This is a genomic window from Rhizobium ruizarguesonis (genome assembly GCF_012349115.1).
Lineage (GTDB): Bacteria > Pseudomonadota > Alphaproteobacteria > Rhizobiales > Rhizobiaceae > Rhizobium > Rhizobium ruizarguesonis.
In genome coordinates, this window is the sequence record NZ_PQIG01000133.1 from 166575 (window position 1) to 181905 (window position 15331).

At 60.4% G+C, this 15331-nt stretch carries 14 protein-coding genes; 5 read left to right on the forward strand and 9 right to left on the reverse strand.

Going from position 1 to position 15331, the window contains the following annotated elements:
- Positions 1-45 precede the first annotated feature (45 nt).
- The 3 genes from C3Y91_RS35535 to C3Y91_RS35545 all read right to left on the reverse strand — a co-directional run bounded on the left by C3Y91_RS35535 (position 46) and on the right by C3Y91_RS35545 (position 1713).
- Positions 46-390: a RidA family protein gene (locus tag C3Y91_RS35535; protein WP_018446572.1), complete on the reverse strand. Its 345-nt coding sequence runs from the start codon at positions 388-390 to the stop codon at positions 46-48.
- Positions 391-463: 73 nt separating this feature from the next.
- A complete protein-coding gene (locus C3Y91_RS35540) occupies positions 464-802 on the reverse strand; it encodes a protein tyrosine phosphatase family protein (protein WP_018074112.1) in 339 nt (112 codons plus the stop codon).
- Between the two features lie 71 nt (positions 803-873).
- Positions 874-1713: an aldose 1-epimerase family protein gene (locus tag C3Y91_RS35545; RefSeq protein WP_130791756.1), complete on the reverse strand. Its 840-nt coding sequence runs from the start codon at positions 1711-1713 to the stop codon at positions 874-876.
- Positions 1714-2073: 360 nt separating this feature from the next.
- Between C3Y91_RS35545 and C3Y91_RS35550 the strand changes: the two genes are divergently transcribed.
- Positions 2074-3474 carry a L,D-transpeptidase gene (locus C3Y91_RS35550; RefSeq protein ID WP_018074110.1) on the forward strand — a complete coding sequence of 467 codons (1401 nt, stop codon included), beginning with the start codon at positions 2074-2076 and terminating at the stop codon, positions 3472-3474.
- A gap of 73 nt (positions 3475-3547) precedes the next feature.
- On the opposite strand, the gene C3Y91_RS35555 is transcribed toward C3Y91_RS35550, so the two are convergent.
- The 6 genes from C3Y91_RS35555 to C3Y91_RS35580 all read right to left on the reverse strand — a co-directional run bounded on the left by C3Y91_RS35555 (position 3548) and on the right by C3Y91_RS35580 (position 11224).
- Complete coding sequence (locus C3Y91_RS35555; protein WP_018074109.1) at positions 3548-4261, reverse strand: AAA family ATPase; 714 nt, start codon at positions 4259-4261, stop codon at positions 3548-3550.
- A 230-nt stretch (positions 4262-4491) separates the two neighbouring features.
- The gene (locus tag C3Y91_RS35560; RefSeq protein ID WP_018074108.1) at positions 4492-5643 is read right to left on the reverse strand and encodes an iron-containing alcohol dehydrogenase; all 1152 of its coding nucleotides are present in this window, start codon (positions 5641-5643) and stop codon (positions 4492-4494) included.
- Complete coding sequence (locus C3Y91_RS35565; RefSeq protein ID WP_168576372.1) at positions 5640-7025, reverse strand: aldehyde dehydrogenase family protein; 1386 nt, start codon at positions 7023-7025, stop codon at positions 5640-5642. The genes C3Y91_RS35560 and C3Y91_RS35565 overlap by 4 nt, the downstream gene beginning before the upstream one ends.
- 232 nt (positions 7026-7257) lie before the next feature.
- A complete protein-coding gene (locus tag C3Y91_RS35570) occupies positions 7258-8625 on the reverse strand; it encodes a glutamine synthetase family protein (protein ID WP_131707124.1) in 1368 nt (455 codons plus the stop codon).
- Between the two features lie 145 nt (positions 8626-8770).
- On the reverse strand, positions 8771-10333 hold the full coding sequence (locus tag C3Y91_RS35575; RefSeq protein WP_024320756.1) for an amino acid permease: 1563 nt from the start codon (positions 10331-10333) through the stop codon (positions 8771-8773).
- Between the two features lie 120 nt (positions 10334-10453).
- On the reverse strand, positions 10454-11224 hold the full coding sequence (locus tag C3Y91_RS35580) for an N-formylglutamate amidohydrolase (RefSeq protein WP_130775693.1): 771 nt from the start codon (positions 11222-11224) through the stop codon (positions 10454-10456).
- Between the two features lie 179 nt (positions 11225-11403).
- Here C3Y91_RS35580 and C3Y91_RS35585 point away from each other — a divergent pair, with 179 nt between their 5' ends.
- The 4 genes from C3Y91_RS35585 to C3Y91_RS35600 all read left to right on the forward strand — a co-directional run bounded on the left by C3Y91_RS35585 (position 11404) and on the right by C3Y91_RS35600 (position 15320).
- On the forward strand, positions 11404-12276 hold the full coding sequence (locus C3Y91_RS35585) for a MurR/RpiR family transcriptional regulator (protein WP_024320754.1): 873 nt from the start codon (positions 11404-11406) through the stop codon (positions 12274-12276).
- A gap of 190 nt (positions 12277-12466) precedes the next feature.
- Positions 12467-13570: an ABC transporter substrate-binding protein gene (locus C3Y91_RS35590; protein ID WP_024320753.1), complete on the forward strand. Its 1104-nt coding sequence runs from the start codon at positions 12467-12469 to the stop codon at positions 13568-13570.
- A 71-nt stretch (positions 13571-13641) separates the two neighbouring features.
- On the forward strand, positions 13642-14535 hold the full coding sequence (locus tag C3Y91_RS35595) for an ABC transporter permease (RefSeq protein ID WP_020397649.1): 894 nt from the start codon (positions 13642-13644) through the stop codon (positions 14533-14535).
- Positions 14532-15320: an ABC transporter permease gene (locus tag C3Y91_RS35600; RefSeq protein ID WP_024320752.1), complete on the forward strand. Its 789-nt coding sequence runs from the start codon at positions 14532-14534 to the stop codon at positions 15318-15320. Before C3Y91_RS35595 ends, C3Y91_RS35600 begins: the two co-directional genes overlap by 4 nt.
- Positions 15321-15331 lie beyond the last annotated feature (11 nt).

Here is a 15331-nt window from a genome sequence, read left to right on the forward strand (position 1 = left end):
GCAATCCCGGACGGAAAACCGCTTCGCACTTTTCCTGGAGTTGCTCTAGTCGAGTGCGGCCGTGATGATAAACTCGACCTTGTATTTCGGCGCAGCGAGCTTGGCTTCGCTGGTGGCGCGGGCTGGCGGGTTGGCTGGATCGATCCAGCCTTCCCAGACGGCGTTCATCTCGGCGAAATCGGCGATATCGGAGAGGTAGATGATCGTCTGCAGGATCTTCGACTTGCTGCTGCCTGATGCAGCCAGCAGGCGGTCGACTTCGGCAAGCGAGGACTTGCACTGATCGGTAACGCTTTCGCCCTCGCCGACCTGGCCTGCGAGATAGACCGTGTTGCCGTGAATGACGGCGCCGCTCATGCGCGAGCCGACGTCGATACGCTTGATGCTCATTATAGTCTCCTGAGTGAATGGAAGGTGGCGGCGCTGAGGTTCAACGCCGGAAAATCGGTCCCCCGGAACGGGCTCAATTACGGATATGGTGGGTCTTCTGGTAAATCGCCGTCGAGCGTGCGCCGGAGCGGCAATAGCCAAGCATCGGCCGCGGGAATTCATCGAGCGCGTCGACCATGCCCTGCACGGCTTCCTCGGTCACGCCCATCGGTCCAACCGGCACATGGGCGATCTCGAGGCCAAGCTCCTTGGCGCGCGCCTCGATGACGGAGAACGACGTCTGGTCGGGACTTTCGTGGTCTGGACGGTGACAGACGATCGATTTGAACCCCAGCGCCTTGATCTCGTCGAGCTCCTCCAGCGTGATCTGGCCCGAAACCGAATATTCATCGTCGATCTGGCGAATATCCATCGTCTTGTCTCCTCAAAAATCGTGGGCTGAAGGTCTACGACGGAGGTCTGCCAGCGTCAACAACACTTCGCTCACAGGAAGGCAAAGGTCAGCGCATAGCTGCGGCTCTCGCCGGGCGCCAGCATGTTGAACTCACCGGCTGCCTGAAGCTCGTCGCGCGATATCCAGCGATGCGACACCGGCTCGATACCGATGATATGGGCCGGCGCCTTCTGGTTTCGCCAGACCTGCAGATGGGGCAGCGTGTCGGCGCGGAAGCGCACGCGCAGCGTCCTGCCGCCGATCGCGGCGATCGGTCCGAGGCGAACCTCTGCGAAACCCTCCTTCGCAGCCGGCGCCGCAACGCAGAAGATGCCGCCGGGCTCCTCGCCGAACGCCCAGGGGAAACCGCCATTCTCCAGCATCCGACCTTCAAGCCGCGTGCCCTCGTCCAGCCATTTGCCGCCGGTGTTCATGTGGTACATCAGGAAGGTCGGCACCGTCCGATCGCTCGTATTGACGACCCGGTCCTCAAGCCGCACTTCGCCGGTCGCCCCATCGATCCGCCACAGCCGCTCGATGCGCTGTGGCAGTCCTTCGACGGTGGTGATGTCGATATCGGCGCGGCATTCGGCATGGCCATTCTCGAACTTCGTCCATAGCACTTTTGCCGCATGGCCGGAGGCCGATCCGTGCAGCGGATAGACCTTGCCGTCATCCCGACCGGGAATTGGCTGGCGGTGGCGGATATGATCCGGGCCGCAGGTGAAGAGAAAGCCTTCGAGCGAGTGATCGATTCGCGCATCACCGTCGTCGGGAATGGCGCGTTTCGGCGCGATGTCGACACCGTCGACGATGCATCCGCCGATATCCAGCACCGATGTTTCGTCCAGCATCAGGCGCGGCCCGCTTGCGGCGGCAAATTCGATCATCACGGTCTCCTCGGGGAATAATCGGCCCTTAGAGCGCCGTGCGTCCTTTCGGACGCACAAAGGACGCTCTAACACTTTGAATTGACGCATCCTGCTTTCCGAAAATCCAATCCGATTTTCGGAAAGCAGGATGCGCTAGCGTTAGGTTTCGCGTCGCCATTCGTCAATCGGCGTCGCCTCCATCTTGTGCTTTTGCAGCAACCATGGATTTTGCGGAACTGACACAAGGACGCAAACGTTTATGAGTAAAAGGAAATCTTAGTGATTTTCATATTTTGTTCAGCACGGTTTCATAAATTCCACACTAGCGTCAAAATTGGCATGTGTGTGTCTGCCCAGTCACTGTTCGAGGTATGAGACGTGAATCGCTTTTTGAAGTCGGCATTTTGCTTCGCGGCCGTCCTGGCTGCCCTTGCGGCTGCAGCGCCGGAGGCAGGCGCGCAGCAGTTCCGCGATCGCCGCCAGAGCGATATCGTGCTTGTGACGCCGAGCGGCGAAATCCTCGACTATGTTCCAGCTGGCTATATCTACGCCCGGGACCGTAGCGGCAATCGCGTGTTGATCGACGGCTACGGCAATGTCGTCGCCACCGAGATGCGCGCGCGGGGCTACTATCCGCCGCGGCCGGGACCGCGGGAGGTCTATAACGACCAGTATGGCAACGACCCCTATTATTCCGACAACAATCCCGATGGCGATACACGTTATTCAGAGCGCGGCGCCGTCACCGGCGGCATTCCGCGCGATGCCGAGATCGAACGCCGGCCGCTCGGTGAGCAGCCCTATCCCGATGATAACAGCATCGGCAATCCGCAGCCTAGCGACGATTATGCCTCGATCGACCCGGACCAGCAGATCCCGCCCGCCGACCAGCCGAACGCCGCACCCGATGAGCCCGTCATCACGCTGAAGAACAAGTCGAAGCCCGAGATCGTCGCATTGCAGGTCTTCCTCGATCGCGCCGGCATCTCTCCCGGCGTCATCGACGGCCATATGGGCTCGAACGTCACCAAGGGGATCTATGCCTATGACCAGATGACCGGCTCGAAGCTCGATCCCAACGACACCGATGCCATTCTGGAAGAGCTGCGCATGAACGGCGGCCTGCCCGTCATCAGCTACACGATCACGCCGGCCGATGCTGCTGGCCCCTTCGTCGCTGAGATCCCGGAAGATTATTCGCACAAGGCGCTGCTACCGTCGCTCGCCTACACCTCGACCACCGAAATGCTGGCCGAACGCTTCCACATGGATGAGGCCTTTCTCAAGGAGATGAACCCCGGTGCCGATTTCACAGTTGCAGGCACCGTCATCAAGGTCGTCAATCCGGGCGAGCCGAAGAGCGGTGAAGTTGCCCGCATCATCGCCGACAAGGGCCGCAAGCAGGTCTTCGCCTATGACGGCGCCGGCAATCTCCTCGCCGCCTATCCGGCATCGATCGGCTCCACCGACACCCCCTCTCCGTCGGGCTTGGTAAATGTCGAGCGTGTCGCCCTCAATCCCGGTTATACCTATAATCCGAAGATCAATTTCCAGCAGGGTGCCAACGACAAGATCCTCAACATCCCGCCCGGCCCGAACGGCCCCGTCGGCACAGTCTGGATGGCGCTTTCCAAGCCGACATACGGCATTCACGGCACGCCCGAACCCTCGAAGATCGGCCGCACCCAGAGCCACGGCTGCATCCGTCTGACCAACTGGGATGCGACAGAGCTTGCCAAGATGGTCAAGCCGGGAGTGACGGTCGAATTCGTCGACTGAAATCATTCTCGCGATAGAAACGACAAGGCCGCCGCATCGCTCCGGCGGCCTTGTCGTTTCATGTGAGAGATGTTCAGGCGGCCGAGCGGACCATCGGGTTCGTCACACGGGCGGATGCCACCAGCCTCACCGGCAGTTTGCGCATCATTTCCTCGGCAAAACAGGTGGCGTTTTCCCGGGCCTTGTCGAGATTGCTGACGCGCGTGGGATCAATCGTGTGCAGGGTGCCGCCACAGTCGAAGATGTCGCGGAAGGCGGAGCGTTCGATGATAGCCGTATCGAGTACCGGCACATGCCGCTCGCTGAGCAGCGACTTGACGACTTGCAGCGCCCGCGTCGTTACCATCGAGTTGACGCGGGTGAGCACCACCGAATGGCCGATCTTGATGCCGGCCTTTTCATCCAGATACTGCAGCAGTTCGAGCACCTGCGCGCCACCGCGCGCATCCATGGCACAGCCCTGGATCGGGATCAGCACGTGGTCGGAAAGGCCGACAGCTGTGGCAAGCAGCGGATTGCGCGCACCCGGCAGGTCGACGATGAAATAGTCGGTATTGTGCTTGTTCTCGCTGATATGCAGCGGCAGCGAGGCGGTTGTCACGAAATCGATGACCGAAAGATTGGCCACATGACCAGAGATCTCGTGCCAGCGCGAAATCCAGTGCTGCGGGTCGGCGTCGAGGATGGTGACGCGATAGCCTTTGCGGGCAAGCTCGGTCGCGAGCAGGAGAACAGCGGTCGTCTTGCCGGCGCCGCCCTTGGTATTTGCGAATGTGATGACAGGCATGTTCGGTCCTCGGAAGGAAATGGTGCGAGCCGATATCGCTCTTTTACGCACCCTCGGAGCATCGTGCGGTTAATCCATCCTTTCTAATCATGGTTAACAAATTGGAAACACGCGCGGCGAAATTGCAGCCGGTATTTTTCACATCCCTAAAACTAGGGATATCGCGGCAACGAAAAAAGCCCGGAAAACCGAGGTTCTCCAGGCCAGTTAGTAGGTCCGCTCTTATGTTGTCAGAAGCAATCCCTGAAAAGGACCTTGGTATTTTCGAGCGTCATTGCAACCGGGTTGCCGCCCGCACTCGGATCTTCGATCGCCATGGCCGACAATTCATCGATGCGGTCGGCAGCGATTCCCATCGCCGACAGCGTCTCCGGCACCCCGAGTTCGGAGCGGAGCTTCAGCACATAGTCGTAGAACCCGTCGAAACCGCCCGAGATGCCGAGATAGGCGGCGGCGCGGCCGATCTTCTCCTCGATCGCCTTGCGGTTGAAGCGCAGCACCGCCGGCATCACCACCGCATTGGTCATGCCGTGATGGGTGTTGTAGACGGCGCCGATCGGGTGCGATAGCGCGTGGATGGCGCCGAGCCCCTTCTGGAAGGCGACCGCACCCATGGCAGCCGCCGCCATCATGTTGGCGCGGGCTTCCAGATCGGTGCCTTCCCGATAGGCGCGCGGCAGGAATTCCTTGACGAGACGCATGCCTTCGAGCGCGATGCCGGCCGACATCGGGTGATAGAAGGGCGAGGAATAGGCCTCCAGGCAATGAGCGAAGGCATCCATGCCGGTGCCGGCCGTGATGATCTTCGGCATGCCGACCGTCAGTTCCGGATCGGAGATGACAACGCCAGGCAGGAATTTCGGATGGAAGATGATCTTCTTCACATGGGTTTCGGAATTGGTAATGACGCTGGCGCGCCCGACTTCCGAACCGGTGCCTGCCGTTGTCGGCACCGCGACGATCGGGGCGATGCCCTCAAGGCTCGCACGCGTCCACCAGTCGCCGATATCTTCGAAGTCCCAAACCGGCCGCGTCTGGCCGGCCATGAAGGCGACGCACTTGCCCAGATCGAGGCCGGAGCCACCACCGAACGCGACGACGCCGTCATGGCCGCCGTCCTTGAAGGCCCTGACGCCAGCTTCGAGGTTCTTCTCGTTCGGGTTCGGATCGACATCGGCGAAGATCGCCCGGCCGAGACCGGCATCTTCGAGGATATCGAGCGCAGTCTTGGTGATCGCCATCGAGGCGAGGCCGCGGTCGGTGACGAGCAGCGGCTTCTTGATGCCGAGGCTCTTGCAGGCGTCGGCCAGTTCCGCGATGCGGCCCCGGCCGAGCTTGACCGATGTCGGATAGCTCCAGTTTGCGGTGATGTTGCTGCTCATGCTGTGACTTTCTTCAGATGGAAGGATTTCGGGCGCGTCAGATTTTGGAAGCCGATGATCGACAGCGAGCCGCCGCGGCCGGTCTCCTTGACGCCGGTCCAGCAAAGTGCCGGGTCGAGATAGTCCGCGCGGTTCATGAAAACGGTGCCGGTTTCGATCTGGCGGCCGAGCCGCCCTGCCCGCTCGACATCTTTGGTCCAGAGCGAGGCCGTCAGCCCGTACTGGCTGTCGTTCATCAAAGCGAGTGCCTCCTCATCGCTCTTCACCTTCATGATGCCGACCGCCGGACCGAAAGTCTCTTCGCGCATGAAGGCCATGGAGTGGTCGACGTCGACGAGAATCTGCGGTGCAAGATAGGCGCCGCCGTCATCCTGGGGGAAAAGCTTTGGATCGACAAGCGCTTTGGCGCCCTTGGAAACGGCATCGGCGATCTGCTCGCGCACCACCTTGGCGAAGCGCTTATGTGCCATCGGCCCGAGCGACGTATCGGGATCGAGCGGATTGCCGAGCTTGTAATTCGACACCCAGGCAACCGACTTCTCGACGAAGGCGTCATAGAGCGATTCATGCACGTAGATGCGCTCGATGCCGCAGCAGCACTGGCCGGAATTGTAGGTCGCGCCGTCCATCAGCGTGTCGACGGCCGCCTCGAGATCGGCGTCCTCCATGACATAACCCGGATCCTTGCCGCCGAGCTCGAGGCCGAGACCGGTGAAGGTGCCGGCGGCGGCCCGCTCCATTGACCGCCCGCCTTCGACCGATCCGGTGAAGTTGACGAAATTGAAGCTGCCGGCGGCAATCAGCGCCGACGTCGTTTCATGGTCGAGAAAGACGTTCTGGAACACATCCTCGGGAACGCCGGCCTCGATGAAGGCCTGCACCAGCCGCTCACCGACCAGCAGCGTCTGCGAAGCATGTTTCAGCACCACGGTATTGCCGGCCATCAACGCCGGCGCGATCGTGTTGATCGCCGTCATATAGGGATAATTCCACGGCGCGACGACGAAGACGACACCATGCGCCTCGCGCTCGATGCGGCGCTCGAAACGCTCGCTCTCCTCGACGACGACAGGCGCCAAAGCATCCGCGGCGATCGAGGCGACATAGTTGGAACGCTCGTTGAAGCCCTTGTATTCGCCGCCATATTTGACCGGCCGGCCCATTTGCCAGGCAAGCTCGGGCACGACGACGTCGGACATCTCGTTCAGCCGCGCAGCACCCTTCAGCACCAGTTGCACGCGCTCTTCGAGCGGCCGTTTCGCCCAGGCCTTCTGCGCCTTGCGGGCGCGCGCCACCACGTCCTTGGCGGCGTCGAGAGAAAGGGCTGCGCGCTCGGCATAGACCGAACCGTCAACCGGTGAAATGCATTGGATCATTGCCATGATCTGTTCCTGTCCTCGTATGCGTCAAAATTAGTGAGGGCCATAGCCACTCATCCGCGTGCCGGCACTCGGGTCGAGCCACTGGTTTCGATCCGTCCTTCGAACCCCCGCTCGCGGAGCGAAGGAGCTATGCCGCACCGTTTCCCGAATTCTCAAGCGATCCGTGTGGCAAGTCCCTCTCCCCGCAGCCGGGGAAAGAGTTAGGGTGAGGCAAGCAACCCGCAAATGCCTATTAAGCTCTTTCGAAACCGCGCGCCACTTCCCAGTCGGTGATGCGGCGATCGTATTCTTCCTGCTCCCATTCGGCAGCGCGGGTGTAATGGTCGATCACGTCGTCGCCGAAGGCTTTGCGCAGCATTGCCGATTCCGTCATTTCAGTCGTGGCCGCACGCAGCGTACGCGGGATTTCGCGGACACCCTTGCCGCCATAGGCGTCGCCGACGAAGGGGGCTTCGAGTTCGAGCTTGTTCTCGATCCCGTCGATGCCGGCGGCAAGCAGCGCGGCGAAGGCGAGATAAGGATTTAGATCGGAGCCGCCGACGCGGCACTCGATACGGATTCCCTTGGTCTCCTCACCGCAGAGCCGGTACCCAGCGGTACGGTTGTCCTTGCTCCAGATCGCCTTGGTCGGCGCAAATGTGCCGGCCATGAAGCGTTTGTAGGAGTTGATGTAGGGCGCCAGGAAATAGGTGATCTCGCTCGCATGGGCGAGAAGCCCGGCGACGTAATTGTGCATCAGCGGCGACATGCCGTATTTGCCGGTATGGTCGAAGAATAGCGGCTTTTCCTCCAGGCTCCAGAGCGACTGGTGGATATGCGAGGAACTGCCGGCAGCATTGTAGTTCCACTTGGCCAGGAAAGTGATGGCTTTGCCCTTCGACCAGGCAATCTCCTTGCAGCCGTTCTTGATGATCGCGTGCCGGTCGGCCATGGCGAGCGCATCGGCGTAGCGCACGTTGATCTCCTCCTGGCCGGCCGAAGCCTCGCCCTTGGAGTTTTCGACCGGGATGCCGGCGCCCTGCAGCCCGGTGCGGATCGCCCGCATCACCTCTTCCTCCTTGGTGGTCTGGAAGATGTGGTAGTCCTCGTTATAGGCGCTGGCGAGCTTGAGGTTGCGGTAGCCGGAAGTCTGCGCCGCCTCATAGCTCTGGTCGAACAGGAAGAATTCGAGCTCGGAGGCCATGTAGGCCTTCATGCCCATATCCTCGAGCCGCTTCACCTGCTTTTTCAGGATCGCGCGCGGCGAGTGGGCGACCTCCTCATGCGTATGATGGTCGAGCACGTCGCAGAGCACCAACGCGGTGCCTTCGAGCCAGGGAATACGACGCAGCGTCGCCAGATCCGGCCTCATCGTGTAGTCGCCGTAGCCCTTCTCCCAGCTCGTCGCCTTGTAGCCGGAGACGGTCTCCATCTCCATGTCGGTGGCGATCAGGTAGTTGCAGCTGTGCGTTTCCTTCCAGGCACTCTCGACGAAATATTCCGCCTGGAAACGCTTGCCCATCAGCCGGCCCTGCATGTCCACCTGGCAGGCCAGAACCGTGTCGATGCGCCCTTCGGCAACATCCTTCCTGAGATCGTCGATTGTGTAGCTGCTGCTCATGATTGATCCGCCTGAATTGGATTGACAAAATCGGGGCAACGAAATCGCATGCGCTCGGCCGGACTTTGCGGCCCGATGCCTTTTCGTTGAACCGTGATGGGGCCGCAGGATGCGGCCCCACCATTTGAGAGGGAAGCCTCGATGCTTAGTTTTCGCCGCTTTCGCCGACGGCTGCTTCGGCGGCCGCGATGTCGGCCTGGCGCTTCGCCACTTCGGCGCCGATCGGCGGCCCCTTGAAGCGCCGGCTTTCGAAACCGAACCAGACGATCGCGGTGAGCACCAGGAAGCCGACGGTAACGTAAAGCGCAATACCGTTCGGCGGCTGGATGCCGAGAATGAAGATCAGGATCATAGCGATGATCGTGAGCACGGCAAAGAGCTTGAAGACGCCTTCGCCGAGGTTCCATGGACCCATCTTGTCCCACTTCGATGTGCCCCAGGCGAAGAGGCCGAGCGTGATCGGAATCGCGAAGGAGAAGAACAGGAAGATGACAGTGCACGAGACAACGATTGTATAAACCGGCGTCTCACCGATTTTCATGAAGTCGAGTGAGGTAAACCAAACGAAAAGTACCGACAGGATGGAGCCAGTCCAGATCGCCGCCACCGGCGTGCGGTATTTCGGGCTGACCTTCGACAGCGCCTTTGATGCCGGCAGACCGCCGTCACGCGAGAAGGCAAAGATCATGCGCGAGACCGAGGTGACGGTCGCAAGACCGCACAGCCACTGGCTGACCAGGATCGCAAGATAGAGAATGTCCTTGACGATCGGGTTCACCTGGCTGTCCATTGCCCAGAAGAACACGTTCCAGCCCTGCTTTGCCGCATCGTCCATGTTCGGCAGCATCAGAACGAAGGCGCACAGCATGATGTAGCCGAAAAGAGCCGACCACAGGACGGAGGAGACCATGCCGCGCGGAACCGATTCGGCAGCCTTGACGGTCTCTTCCGATGTATGCGCCGAGGCGTCATAGCCGGTGATGGTGTAGATCGGCAGCAGCAGGCCGAGAAGGAAGACCCAGGCGCCCGAGGTGGAAGGCCAGACGTTGCCGCCGACTTCGCCGGAATAGTTGGCAAAAGTGAAAAGACGGCCGATCTCGTAGGAGGGCGCTGCGATGAGGCAGACGGCCGACAGCGCGATAGCGGTCGCGAAGATGAGATAACCCGAGAAATCGGTCAGCTTCGCGGTCAGTCCGATGCCCATGTGGTTCACGAGCGCCTGCGCGCCGGTGATGACCACGAGGAAGATGATGCGCACCGCTATCGTGTCAGTCAGTCCGAAATAGCTGGTGCCGAACGACCCCATGAAGAAATAATAGGTGCCGACATTGATGGCGCCCAGCACTGTGACGAGACCGAGCAGGTTGAACCAGGCGGTCACCCAGCCGGTGAAACGGTTTCCGAGGATCGAGCTCCAGTGATAGAGGCCGCCGGCCGTCGGATAGGCCGAGCTGATCTGCGCCATGCCGATGGCGAAGACGAGCGAGATGAAGCAGCCGACCGGCCAGCCGATGCCGATGGCGGCGCCGCCGGCACCCGAGGTCGCCTGCGCCAGCGAATTGATGCCGCCGGAGAGGATGCAGATAATGGAAAATGAGACGGCGAAGTTCGAGAACGAACTCATGCGTCGTTCGAGTTCCTGGGCATAACCCATGGAATGCAGGATGTGCACATCCTGCTTCTTGTCCAGTTCGGTATAATCCGACATGACTTCCCCCTGTTCACGATCGGCCGCGGGATTGCGGGCCGATTCAGTGCCAATTGCCCGCGACATTTGCGCCGTGCGGACGTCCGCAGTTAAACTGCTCCCTCGGGTCTTCTTTTTATGTCAGGCGTCCAGGCTTTGCTGGAGCAGCCCTTTCAGATAGTCGGCCATGACCCCTTGGCCGGTATCGTCTGCGATGAGGTCGTTGCGGACCTCGATCATCACATTGCGCAAGCCGTTCGAAAGCCCATGCAGGATCAGCGTGTGGGTCACGCCGTCCTCGGGCCCGTAAGGCTTGTTGCGTTCCGTCCTGTAAAGCGGCGCCTCGGCCGCAGCCTCCAGCATAAGGTCGGCAAGCCGGCTGTCCTCATCATGCAATATGCCGAGTTCGACGGCGCGTTCGCGGCCATGATAGACCGGCGTGAAGCTGTGCATCGTCACGATGATGCTGTCCTGTGCCCTCGCTCGGCGATCGCGGATCAGCCCGCGAATAGCATCGTGGAAAGGCACATAGAGCGCGTCGGTGCGCGCAAGCCGTTCTTCGGGGCTCAAATCCTTATTGCCGGGAATGGCGTAGATCTCGCTGGTCTCCGGCATGGCGCCGGGTGAACTGGGCGGCCGGTTGCAGTCGTAGATAAGCCGGGAGAACCGCTGGTAAACGAGCGTCGCGTCGAGCGCTTCCGATATGTTGCGGGCGACCGCAAGCGCGCCCGGGTCCCAGGCAATGTGACTGGAGAGCGCTTCGCTGGGCAGGCCGAGATTGCCGAAAACGGCCGGAAGTGCATTCGAAGCGTGCTCGCAGATGAGAAGCACCGGGCTCCGGCCGTGGATACGCTCGATCCCGACGCAGTCACCGTCCGCTTCGCTGAGGATTTTCGGCCGGGCCAGCACCAAAGGCGCCACTCCTTATCCCTTAACAAATTCCTTATGAAGAAAAGAATTCTTCAGGTTCCGGCCACTGTCAAGCGTCGACTGAAAATTTCTTTTCATGACAGTGGTTGACATGGATTATGACAGCGTTGTTAACTTTCAGTGGGAAAGTGGCGCCAGACCATCCCGGGGAGCATAGTTACGTGACAGTTGCGTCGAAGACGGTTTCGGACGTCATACACTCGCATTTGGGGGTGTTGACGCGCGCCGAGAAGCAGTTGGCCGAAAGCCTTCTCGACAATTATCCGGTTTCCGGCCTCGGCAGCATCACCACCATTGCCGAGAATGCCGGCGTCTCGACGCCGACCGTCGTGCGCATGGTGCAGAAGCTCGGCTTCAAAGGCTATCCGGACTTTCAGGCGCATTTGCACCTGGAGGTCGAGGCGACGATTTCCAACCCCATCGCCAAACACGACCGCTGGGCGCAGAACGCCCCGGGCACCCATATTCTCAACCGTTTCGCCGATGCGATCATGGGTAATCTGCGCCAGACGCTGACCGATCTCGACACCGCGACTTTCGATAGCGTTGCCGCGCTGCTCTCCGACCGCAAGCGCGGCCTTTATTTCGTCGGCGGCCGCATCACCGGCGCGCTTGCCGAGTATTTCTTCACCCATATGCAGGTCATCCGGCCGGCAACGACGCTGCTATCGTCGAATTCCAGCAGTTGGCCGCAATATGTCCTCAACATGAATGCCGGCGACATCCTGATCATCTTCGACATCCGCCGCTACGAGCAGGAGATGGTGAGCCTCGCCACCGCCGCCCGCAAGCGCGGCGCCGAAATCGTCGTCTTCACCGACCAGTGGGGATCGCCCGCTGCCAAGCTCGCCAGGTATGCTTTTCGCGTCCGGATCGAGGCGCCGTCGGCCTGGGATTCTTCCGTCGTCACCCTTTTCATCGTCGAAGCGCTGATCGAGGCCGTTCAGAATTCGACCTGGGACGAGACGAAGGAGCGCATGAAGACACTGGAAGGCCTGTTCGAGCAGACCAGGCTTTTCCGCAAACCGGGTTAGGAGGACAAGACTAAAACAGAAGAAAAACAATGACGGATTTTGGGGAAGGCAGACGCCGTTGTCGCAAACAAAACATTTGCCACAACCTCTGCTATTCACAGCAGAATTAACGTCATCCTACTGTCACACAAGCTTCATGTAATCTCATTAACAGCATCGCCAGACACTGAAAACCCGAAGGAGAACAACAGTGATCTCTAACATTTCTCGACTTCTGTCGCTTTCTACTGCGATGATCGTGGCTTCGACCGCGATTGCCGCCGCCGAGCCGAGCGCTGAACTTATTGCCGCCGCCAAGAAGGAAGGCACCCTGACGACGATCGCTCTTCCGCACGACTGGTGCGGCTACGGCGAAGTCATCGCCGGCTTCAAGGCCAAGTATGGCCTCGAGGTCAACGAGCTCAACCCGGATGCGGGTTCGGGCGACGAAGTCGAAGCCATCAAGGCCAACAAGGGCAACACCGGCCCGCAGGCTCCTGACGTCATCGACGTCGGCCTCTCTTTCGGCCCGTCCGCAAAGAAAGACGGCCTGATCCAGCCTTACAAGGTCTCCACCTGGGACTCCATCCCGGATACCGCCAAGGATGCCGAAGGCTACTGGTACGGCGACTATTACGGCGTTCTCTCGTTCCTCGTGAACAAGGATCTCGTCAAGGAATCGCCGGCCGACTGGGCCGACCTGAAGAAGAGCGACTACGCAAACACCGTCGCCCTCGCAGGCGATCCGCGTACCGCCAACCAGGCCGTCCAGGGCGTCTATGCGGCCGGTCTTTCCGCATCCGGCGGTGACGCTGCCAAGGCCGGCGAAGAAGGTTTGAAATTCTTCGCCGAATTGAACAAGAACGGCAATTTCGTGCCGGTCGTCGGCAAGGCGGCTCCGTTCGCCCAGGGCTCCACGCCGATCATCGTTGCCTGGGATTACAACGCCCTCTCCTGGGGCGAAAGCCTGAAAGGCAATCCTCCGTTTGAGGTCGTCGTTCCGAAGACCGGCGTCGTTGCCGGCGTCTACGTCCAGGCTATCTCCGCCTTCGCTCCGCACCCGAACGCTGCGAAGCTCTGGATGGAATACCTCTATTCCGACGAAGGTCAGCTCGGCTGGCTGAAGGGCTATTGCCACCCGATCCGCTTCAACGATCTTGCCAAGAACAACAAGATCCCGAAGGAACTGCTCGACAAGCTGCCGCCGGCTGCAGCCTATGAAAAGGCTGTTTTCCCGACACTCGAAGAGCAGTCCGCTGGCAAGGAAGCCATCACCAAGAACTGGGATTCCGTTGTCGGCGCCGCCGTCAAGTAACCTCTGATCCTGCCTCCCCGCCGCAAGGCGGGGAGGTTTTCTCACTCCGACGCCCCAGGATGAGCTTTTCCATGAGCACCGTTTCAACGCCTATGGTGCGCAGTGCCCCCTTGATCAACAGAGATCGCGTGATCGACTGGCTGGGCATTGCACCCTTCATCATTTTCTCCCTGCTGTTCCTGATCATCCCCACGCTTTATCTTGTGGCGGGCGCATTCCTGACGCCCGAGGGCGATTTGACGCTGAAGAATATCGGTGATCTCTTTACCCCATCCATCATGAGCGCCTACTCGATCAGTATCCGTGTGTCGGTGGCGTCAGCTCTGGGCGGTGCGCTGATCGGCTTCTTCCTCGCCTGGGCCGTCGTGCTCGGCGGCCTGCCCGCCTCCATCCGTTCGACGCTGCTGACCTTCTCCGGCGTCGCCTCGAATTTCGCCGGCGTGCCGCTTGCCTTTGCCTTTCTCGCAACGCTCGGCCGCACCGGGCTTGTGACGATTTTCCTGCGCGAATGGTTCGGCTTCAATCTCTACGGCACCGGCTTTAATCTGTTGTCCTTCTTCGGCCTCACCATCACCTACATGTATTTCCAGATCCCGCTGATGGTGCTGATCCTGACGCCGGCCCTCGACGGCATGAAGAAGGAATGGCGCGAAGCCTCGCAGATCCTCGGCGCCACCAACCGCCAATACTGGACGATGGTCGCGCTGCCGATCCTTTGGCCGAGCCTGCTAGGCACGACGCTGTTGCTCTTCGCCAACGCTTTCGGCGCCATCGCCACCGCTTTCGCGCTGACCGGCAGCTCGCTGAACATCGTGCCGATCCTGCTCTATGCACAGATCCGCGGCGACGTTCTGCACAATGCCAATCTCGGTTACGCCATTGCGCTTGGCATGATCGTCATCACCGGCGTCTCCAACGTCCTTTACCTCATGCTGCGCATGCGCGCCGAACGGTGGCAGAAATGAAAGCTCAACGTCTCGGAGCCTGGATCGCCGTCATTCTGGGTGCATCCTATTTCGTCATTCCGTTGATCGGAACAATCGAGTTTTCGTTGCGCATGCGCCGCGGCGAATACAGCCTCGATGCCTACGAGTCGGTCTTCTCCGACATTCAGTTCCGTGAGACCTTCGGCTATTCCATGCTGATGGCGTTGTTCACCATCGTCTTCGGCATGCTGCTCGTCGTGCCGACGGCCTATTGGGTGCGCCTGCGCCTGCCGCAGATGCGTCCAGTCGTGGAATTCATCACGCTGCTGCCGCTCGTCATTCCGGCGATCGTCATCGTCTTCGGTTACCTCAGGATGTATAATTCATCCTCTTACCTACCGCTGACGGGTTCGACGACCGGCACCAACATCCTGCTGGTCTTCTCCTATATCACCCTGTCCCTGCCCTATATGTACCGCGCCGTCGATACCGCCATGCGCGCCATCGACGTCCGCACGCTGACGGAAGCGGCCGAAAGCCTCGGCGCCCGATGGACGACCATCATGTTCAAGTGCATTTTCCCGAATGTCATGAGCGGCGTGCTCTCAGGCGCTTTCATCACGCTCGCGATCGTCATGGGCGAATTCACCTTTGCCGCACTTTTGAACCGTCCGGCCTTCGGTCCCTACCTGCAGCTGGTCGGCGCCAACAAGGCCTATGAGCCTTCGGCGCTCGCCGTCATCGCCTTCTCGATCACCTGGCTCAGCATGGGCCTGCTCAATCTCGTTTCCCGCTTCGGCAAAGCCGCCCCGGCAAAGGCTTAAGGTATCTGGCT